We start from the raw sequence: 7784 nt of genomic DNA on the forward strand, positions 1-7784 counted from the left end.
CGAAGGGGTTGACTTGGAATCTGCCAAAGGAAACTCTATTTTCTCGGTTAGGTTCCTAACTTGGAATTTTTCCAAGACGAATATGGGTACTATGCAGTCGAAGGGTTTGCCTTGGAATCTGACAAACACGATTTCATTTCTCGGTTAGGTTCCTAACTCGGAATTTTTCCAAGATGAATATGGATACTATGCTGTCGAAGGGGTTGCCGCAGCGTCTACCAGATCAAACTCCAATTTCTCGGTTAGGTTCCTAACTTGGAATTTCCCAAGATGAATACGGATACTATGCAGTCGAAGGGGTTGACTTGGAATCTGCCAAAGGAAACTCTATTTTCTCGGTTAGGTTCCTAACTTGGAATTTTTCCAAGACGAATATGGGTACTATGCAGTCGAAGGGTTTGCCTTGGAATCTGACAAACACGATTTCATTTCTCGGTTAGGTTCCTAACTCGGAATTTTTCCAAGATGAATATGGATACTATGCTGTCGAAGGGGTTGCCGCAGCGTCTACCAGATCAAACTCCAATTTCTCGGTTAGGTTCCTAACTTGGAATTTCCCAAGACGAATACGGGTACTATGCAGTCGAAGGGTTTGCCTTGGAATCTGAAAAACACGATTTCATTTCTCGGTTAGGTTCCTAACTAGGAATAAATTGGATAATCATGTCTATGTTCACTGATAGGTTAGGGCGCTTGCTAGTGAATATATTCGGATTAAAAGAGTTGTTCTTGGTCAGCATTCTAACTAGAAGGCGGGTTTTGCGCGATAAGTGAAATTTGCATAGAAATGAATGCGCCTTCAATTATTGACTTCAAAGCTTTTATATGTATAATAAAAACCATCAACTAAATAAAGAAATGGTTAAAATTATGAAAAAAATTATCGCGCTATCACTTATTTGCATGTCGCTGGTAGGTTGTCAGGTTACACGTCAAAATGCAATGACAGGTGAGTATGAAACAAACTCTACCGTGAAGGGTGGTTTATTAGGGTGCGTTGCTGGAGCTGTCGTCGGTGGTGCATTAAATGGTGGAAAAGGCGCAGCGATTGGCTGTGGAGCTGGGGGTGGTGCTGGGTTGTTTGTTGGTAATAATTTTGACAAGCAAGAAGCAGAATTACGAAAGCAACTACTAAATTCAGGTGTTCAGGTTAAGCGTCAAGGAAACGAAATCCGCCTAATCATGAATGGGGCTATTACATTTAATACTGGCAAATCTAGCCTCAAACAAGCAGTATATCCTAAGCTTCGTAGCATCGTTACTGTAATGAATCGCTATCCAGATACAGTCTTATTGGTTGAAGGGCATACTGATAGCGTAGGCTCATCTGCACGAAACAAAGAGCTTTCGTTCTATCGTGCTCAGTCTGTTAAAACTGCATTGAATACAATGGGTCTATCTAGCTCTCGTACTGACATCACTGGATATGGCGAATCAATGCCTATTTGTTCAAATAAAACTGAGCAAGGTCGCCAATGTAATCGCCGTGTAGAACTGCGAATCTTACCAAACGGCTAATTATAGATCCCTAGTTATCTCGGTAACTAGGGATGTTCAATTTGAGAGGGTAGTAAAATGAAACCTATCTATACAGAAATTTGTTTTTCAAGCGGCGTGTTGATTGATGGATTCCGTACTGCATTAAAATTTTTTGACAGCCAAAAGAGCATTGATAGCCTTGTAGAGGTGTGGCATGACAAAAAAAACTGGGATATCTCACTTAATCAATTTGCTGAGGAATATAGAGCAATTGAAAAGCATGGAGACGATTACGCAGAGTTGAGTAATGATAACTCTCAAGACATAGACGACTTAGAAGGGTACTTCAGAGCGAGCGAGTGGTACGAGAAAGTTCTTGAAAAATACCGTGAACAAGCAAAAGCACTAAATGTCACAACTCATCGGATTAACTGTTATATCTTCAATAAAGAATACCATGAGTCTGATGATCCTGAATTAAAGAAAAAGAACAGTTTTCTGACGATTAATGATCTTTTGAATGGCTTGGATTATCCACAAGATGTGATTGAGAATATGAAGCGTGATTTCGTTATTAAATACTTGAAAGAAAACCCTTCTCTATAAAATATTAAAGGCTCCAACTCGGAGCCTTTTTATTAATTGTGTTTAAATCCACTTGCATCAAATCCAACTGAGATACCCTCATCTAAATTCAACTCGCTATCAGAATCGGTCTCTAGTTGAAGTTTGTTGAAGTTCTCTAAGTTGGAAACCATCTTATTGATTAGAGAGTTTTCTTTCTCTATCTCATAGATTAGTTCGTAATGAGTTTTGAAAAACTCATTAAACAGACCACTGCTCTCAAAGTTTCTGTCAGGTGACTTCTCAACTGAAAACCCAAATCGTACAGGGAAGAGTTGCAGAATACTTGGCTCTGCATTTAATTTATTTAAATGCTCTTCGATGTCGAAAGGACTCTCAATGCTGTATTTTGAGAAATCATAGCTTATCAGTTCAGATTTACCCCTCATCTCTGCATTTGCAAGGTAGATAGCGTTGAACTGTTCAGGGTTAAACATAGTAGAGCCATAAGTTTTAAAGTCTTTTTCTGTTACTATTTTAGATGCTTTGTTAAGTAGTAAGCGCTTCTTCTCAAACACCTCATCCAAAAGACTGGTCGAACGGCTATAGTAAGCAATTAAGTTCATCAACAGGCATCTAGATGCGTAAAGCTCAGAAATGTCGCGAGCAATGTATTTTATTGATTCATTTGTTTTCGATACATCTTCTAAATAGAGCAGTAGCTTTCTAATATCACCCTTTAATGACTCTCTCTCTAAGTTCATTAGGATGCTACTTTTAACCTCTTCTACACTTATAGGTTTATGGCTCTTAGCTACCTCATACATGCGATGCTCATATTTATACTTGCTAAGTTTAGTCTTTTGAACAGATTCAGTTAGCTCACATTGAAAAATCTCTTTTCTAAGATCATCAACCGTTTCAGTAAAGGAGGAAGGCGTTAACTTACCCTTATTCTTTAGTACATACGCTTTAGCATCAGGATCCATTTCGTTAAGCATGATGTTCGCATTCATCATTCGATAATATGTCTCGGAGCTAATGCTGTTCATGAATCTAGTGATAGCGCCAAACTTACCTATACACTTACCGAAAAACTGGTCTGAGTATGTGGCTGCGATATGAAATACATCGCGATATTGAGTTTTAGAAACTGAAAGGTGCTTAATCTCTCTTCCTTCCAAGTATGGTGCTAATATTGGGTCTTGATTTAGAAGTGTAGCTAATCGCTTAAGCGCTGTTTGCTTTTGGTCTTGCAAGGCATCAATAACATCCTCTACATCTCCAGGATTGAAGTCCAAGTATGTGATTTGATACTGATTTATTCTAGCAAATGCTTTAGCTTCTTCCTCTTCATTCTCAGACTGAATCTTGTTAAGGAACGGAGTAAGATCTAGGTTTAAGGCGGCTTTTATAATCGAAACCATTTCCTCAACAGTAGTTGATTCAGAAAATGATTTCGATAGGGCTGTGGATATGGCTTGCTGAAGATTTTTTGTAATCCTCGTTCTTTTAATCAGTAAATCATCTAGATGACTCTTTTCATCTTCCAGATTTCTACTTATCGAGTCTAAGCATTTAGACATTATGGTAGTGTAGTTATTCATAAAACTCTTATTGATTAAGTTTATTAATTATTTATTTGGAATGATAATACGACATTTTGATCGCAAATCATAGTTTCAATTAATAAGAGTTTTCCAATGGTTGAGCTTTAGCAAGTAGACGAAACTACTCTTAGTCTTTTGCGAAAAAATCTAGCCACTCGTCTTTCATCTTCGCTTACTTTTCCAATCTTTTGGGTTACAACTCTTAACCCTCTGTTAGTTATTGAGGATGAATTAGAAATTCTTGTAGATTGCATAACCTTAACTCCAAAATAAAAACTTTTTGTTTTTTTCGCCATACAAGCGATTTCAAAAAAAAGACAGTAACTGTCATATAAAGAGGTTGATTTCCAAAACACTAAGATTCTTGGCATCTAGAAAATTTGAATCGCTTCTTGCTCTACTTTGTTGCGATTTGATTTCCATCGGTTACATCCATAAAGACCAGGCACACGACTAAGTTTCTTCTGAACTAGTGGATTTTCACAAAACGCAAAATTAGGCTGTTCAACATTTCTTACGACTCGGAGCATAGATTGAGGTTTTTCGCTTACATGTTTCACCATAAACGCAGAATTACTAGATTCAGAAGCGTTGCTCTCACTCGCTGAGTGAAGTTTATGAAGCGCCTTAGAAAGAAACGAGCTTTTGTTACCAGTTATGGAAAGAATGCTGTTATTTAAAAAATCTGCTACAGGATTAGTATTCATAGTCTCACCAAAAAATGTTTTTGTTTTTTTGCCATACAGCGCGAATCAGAAAAATGAGAATGACTCTTGAGAATCAAAGCCTTGCTTTTGTTGGTTTGATTTCCAGCGATTGCAGCCGTAAAGTCCAGGAACACGGTGCTCTTTTTCTTTGGCAGCAGGCTTACCGTAGAAAGACTGACGTGGTTCATAAGCATTCTGATCGTCTTGCATATTGTTGTGTACAACACGCATTTTTCTGCGCGTATTTGCTGTATGCATGTTTTGATCTTCTGGCGCGAGCATGTTAGCACATTTAATTGCTTCATCATCTGAAATAGATTGACGTACAACTTTCAACTGTGGACGATTAGGTTTCTCTTCACGGCGATTACCAGAGTTTAGTGAAAGAGTTTGTGCGCCTAGACGACCTTTACCTTTTTGAAAAACTGTAACTGTTTGAGCATTCATATTCATAATCCTTATTAATCTAGTTTGATATCGTAAACTTTATTGGTTCTTAAACAGTGCCTTTTTGCACATTAGTAAATGATTTCCAAAATGTTTATATCTTAATCAGTAATCTCTTTTGTTATGCACATAGTTTGTTGTGCATCGATGTAGGTAAATTTAGATCAATGAGTATTTTTAGTCAAATATCCATATCTAAAAATCAACCAAAAGGTGTTTTTTATCAGTGATTTCACCTTGAAAGGGACTATGCACTCGCATTCTTTTGATATATTCGAGTACAAAATGACGCATACACCAGATTTTAATACTGGTTTTGAAACCAGTTTCAGGAGAAAATACTTTTTTTCTTTTTTGCCATACAGATTATGATTCCAGTATAAAAAAAGACCAATTATGAATCTTAATGACAACTCTATTATTAGCAAAACTGGTGTAAAGCTATGATATTTCAATAGCTTATTGGCAAACTTACAGTACAGCGTACTTTGCAGATTTGTTGGGTTGTGTTGTGTAAAATAACAGAGCCACTAAATTAGCATTCATTAATATTCAGAATATTTTATAAGGAAGATGGCTTTCCTTCACTTAAGAAAGCCACATGTTGTTCAAAGTTTTTGTGGGTGCTTGAGGGTATCGAGGGATTTTGGTTGGCTAGATGTTTTTATATCGAATATTAAATAGATAATAAAAGAGGTGATTTGTAGTAAGGATCCGCTTCCAATCATATAGAACAGTGAGCTTGAACTAAACTCAATGCCAATATACCAATTTGCAATACAAGCAATCATTACGCCAATTAGGTATGTACTAAAAGATATGGAAAATATTTGTAATTTATTGTTCATTTGGCTCTCCTTTTTAGAGGGATAGTATCAGTAGTTCAAATTGTGTTCAAAACAATTATTAACAATTAAGATTAAAAATATTATTTACTTATGATAATAATTGACGCATAATCACCGTGTCCAATCACAGACACATTAACAAATAAATTTTTAATTATTAATAAAAAAATTAGGAGATATAGATGGAATTAGCGCCACTTGGCTTTCCATTGGAGCTTATAACTGTACTTGGTATAGCTGTAATAGCTTCGGTAGCACTTGACCTTTGGGGTCACAGAAACTCAACAGAAATTTCAGTAAAAGATGCAGGTATCTGGTCTGTGTTCTGGGTAGGTTTGGCTTTAGCGTTCTACGGATTTCTTTACGTCGAATATGGTAAGGATTACGCAAGCTTATTCTTGTCGGGTTATGCGCTTGAGAAAACCCTTTCCGTTGATAACCTGATGGTATTTGTCGCAGTATTTAGTGCATTTGGTATTAAAGATAGTGTTCTCAAACACCGAATCTTATACTGGGGTATTATTGGTGCTCTTGTTTTCCGTGCGATCTTTATCGCGGCAGGCTCAATGCTTTATTCAATGGGTAACTGGGTTGAACTTGTATTTGCGGCATTCATTCTTTACGCAGCATACGTGATGGTATTCCGTGATGAGGATGATGAAGATATTGATTACGAGCAACACAAAGCTGTACGTTTAGTTAAGAAGTTCTTCCCTGTAATTCCAATGCTTCATGGTAAATCACTTTTTGTAAACCATGAAACATTTGAAAAGCTAAAAGAAACGAATCCGTCACTAAGCGGCATTAAAAAGGCAGCATACTACGCAACACCAGCGTTCCTATGTCTTACTGTAATCGAACTTACAGACGTTGCGTTTAGCTTTGATAGCGTACCAGCAATCATTGCAATCACAGAAGAGCCTATCCTGGTTTACTCTGCTGTAATCTTTGCAATTCTAGGTCTTCGTAACTTGTTCTTCCTGCTTCAAGCAGCAGTAGATAAGCTAAGTAAACTAGAAGCTTGGGTTGGTCTGATTCTTCTGTTCATCGCAGCAAAACTTATCATTAGTGGATTGAACAAAACCTTCGGTCTTGAAATTCCGAAAATCGACCATAGCTTAAGCTTATACGTAGTCATTGGTTGTATTGTTTGTGGTATCGTCCACTCACTAATTGCAGACAAGCTACAAAAGAAAGAAGAAAGCGCTGAAGCTTAATTAGATTCAGATCAATAAAACCCTTCAACGATGTTGAAGGTTTTTTTATTTGCATTACTATTAAGAGACGGAGGGCGTATGTTTTTAGATGAAAAAATCGATCCCGTTGCTTATGCGGAAGAGTTAGCCAAAAAAAGAAAGTATTCAAAACTTCCTAAAGACCTATCTATGTCATCAAGAATGCTTTATTTAGAGTCTCAACCTCAAGAGGTCAAGATGGAAGGTGATAGGGTAGGGCTATATACCAAAAGTGGAACAAAAGTCGCTACAGGCTATTCTCGGACTGTTATTGGTGATTATGGGAGCTTCCTAGAGATTAGTAAGCAAGACATGATCAGAGAAAGCCTTTGCTGTAAGGATGGAGAACAGTACAGATTTAAAGATCCCAAGTACAGGGATAGTGTTAAGTACTACTGGTATACGGCTAAGGATGATTCAGATATCAAGATTTACTTTCAGCAGCATGGGGTAAGCTACGCTGACTACCAACCAGGTATGTTCTACATTTCGCCATACGAACTCATTATTAAATAAACAAAACGAGATTATTTCTTGTTTTCACTAAAAACCTTGTTGCCACATAAAGTATCGCGTGATAACTTAAGATACCTATTTATCTAGTGTTTTATTGGGATTTACCTTGGCAATATTAGGCTTTAGCTACAATATTTCTGATAAACTCAATCCAGAGCAAGCCACACTTTTTGCTCAGTGGATTGGTGCTGCCAATGTGATCCGTAATCAAAAGATTAACGAATATAAAACCTTTCTAAAAAACAAAACACCAGAGCTTATCGCTCAAGGTTACGCCTCAATCAAAAACAATCCTGAACTCTTATTTTTAAAAGACATTCCAGTTCAACTTTTACGCAATGCCGCAAGTTTGGTTTTCTCTGATGCGGAAGCCGCGAG

9 protein-coding genes are annotated in these 7784 nt (G+C 37.1%); 5 read left to right on the forward strand and 4 right to left on the reverse strand.

The genetic code is table 11. The features are described from left to right. Positions 1-870 precede the first annotated feature (870 nt). Complete coding sequence (locus tag R7Q39_RS19965; protein ID WP_038129922.1) at positions 871-1518, forward strand: OmpA family protein; 648 nt, start codon at positions 871-873, stop codon at positions 1516-1518. 57 nt (positions 1519-1575) lie between these two features. Beyond that, the gene (locus R7Q39_RS19970; RefSeq protein WP_318076704.1) at positions 1576-2085 is read left to right on the forward strand and encodes a hypothetical protein; all 510 of its coding nucleotides are present in this window, start codon (positions 1576-1578) and stop codon (positions 2083-2085) included. Positions 2086-2117: 32 nt separating this feature from the next. On the opposite strand, the gene R7Q39_RS19975 is transcribed toward R7Q39_RS19970, so the two are convergent. The 4 genes from R7Q39_RS19975 to R7Q39_RS19990 all read right to left on the reverse strand — a co-directional run bounded on the left by R7Q39_RS19975 (position 2118) and on the right by R7Q39_RS19990 (position 5655). Then, on the reverse strand, positions 2118-3650 hold the full coding sequence (locus R7Q39_RS19975; protein ID WP_318076705.1) for a hypothetical protein: 1533 nt from the start codon (positions 3648-3650) through the stop codon (positions 2118-2120). Positions 3651-4024: 374 nt separating this feature from the next. Next, on the reverse strand, positions 4025-4360 hold the full coding sequence (locus tag R7Q39_RS19980; RefSeq protein WP_318076706.1) for a hypothetical protein: 336 nt from the start codon (positions 4358-4360) through the stop codon (positions 4025-4027). 45 nt (positions 4361-4405) lie between these two features. Further along, positions 4406-4807, reverse strand: coding sequence for a hypothetical protein (locus tag R7Q39_RS19985; protein WP_318076707.1), 402 nt, complete (start codon positions 4805-4807; stop codon positions 4406-4408). Positions 4808-5415: 608 nt separating this feature from the next. After that, positions 5416-5655: a hypothetical protein gene (locus R7Q39_RS19990; protein ID WP_318076708.1), complete on the reverse strand. Its 240-nt coding sequence runs from the start codon at positions 5653-5655 to the stop codon at positions 5416-5418. 182 nt (positions 5656-5837) lie between these two features. Here R7Q39_RS19990 and R7Q39_RS19995 point away from each other — a divergent pair, with 182 nt between their 5' ends. The 3 genes from R7Q39_RS19995 to R7Q39_RS20005 all read left to right on the forward strand — a co-directional run. Beyond that, a complete protein-coding gene (locus R7Q39_RS19995; RefSeq protein ID WP_045594204.1) occupies positions 5838-6872 on the forward strand; it encodes a TerC/Alx family metal homeostasis membrane protein in 1035 nt (344 codons plus the stop codon). A gap of 78 nt (positions 6873-6950) precedes the next feature. Then, on the forward strand, positions 6951-7406 hold the full coding sequence (locus R7Q39_RS20000; protein WP_318076709.1) for a hypothetical protein: 456 nt from the start codon (positions 6951-6953) through the stop codon (positions 7404-7406). 106 nt (positions 7407-7512) lie between these two features. Beyond that, the coding region (locus tag R7Q39_RS20005; RefSeq protein ID WP_318076710.1) for a hypothetical protein at positions 7513-7784 on the forward strand (272 nt) is incomplete at its 3' end.

It is taken from the genome of Vibrio sp. 947, from assembly GCF_033339115.1.
In the GTDB taxonomy this organism is placed as follows: domain Bacteria; phylum Pseudomonadota; class Gammaproteobacteria; order Enterobacterales; family Vibrionaceae; genus Vibrio; species Vibrio alginolyticus.

What these genes read in the sequence shown, in the direction of transcription:
- R7Q39_RS19965 (WP_038129922.1), top strand. Translation starts at nt 871, where the DNA reads ATGAAAAAAATTATCGCGCTATCACTTATTTGCATGTCGCTGGTAGGT.
- R7Q39_RS19970 (WP_318076704.1), top strand. Translation starts at nt 1,576, where the DNA reads ATGAAACCTATCTATACAGAAATTTGTTTTTCAAGCGGCGTGTTGATT.
- R7Q39_RS19975 (WP_318076705.1), bottom strand. Translation starts at nt 3,650, where the DNA reads ATGAATAACTACACTACCATAATGTCTAAATGCTTAGACTCGATAAGT.
- R7Q39_RS19980 (WP_318076706.1), bottom strand. Translation starts at nt 4,360, where the DNA reads ATGAATACTAATCCTGTAGCAGATTTTTTAAATAACAGCATTCTTTCC.
- R7Q39_RS19985 (WP_318076707.1), bottom strand. Translation starts at nt 4,807, where the DNA reads ATGAATGCTCAAACAGTTACAGTTTTTCAAAAAGGTAAAGGTCGTCTA.
- R7Q39_RS19990 (WP_318076708.1), bottom strand. Translation starts at nt 5,655, where the DNA reads ATGAACAATAAATTACAAATATTTTCCATATCTTTTAGTACATACCTA.
- R7Q39_RS19995 (WP_045594204.1), top strand. Translation starts at nt 5,838, where the DNA reads ATGGAATTAGCGCCACTTGGCTTTCCATTGGAGCTTATAACTGTACTT.
- R7Q39_RS20000 (WP_318076709.1), top strand. Translation starts at nt 6,951, where the DNA reads ATGTTTTTAGATGAAAAAATCGATCCCGTTGCTTATGCGGAAGAGTTA.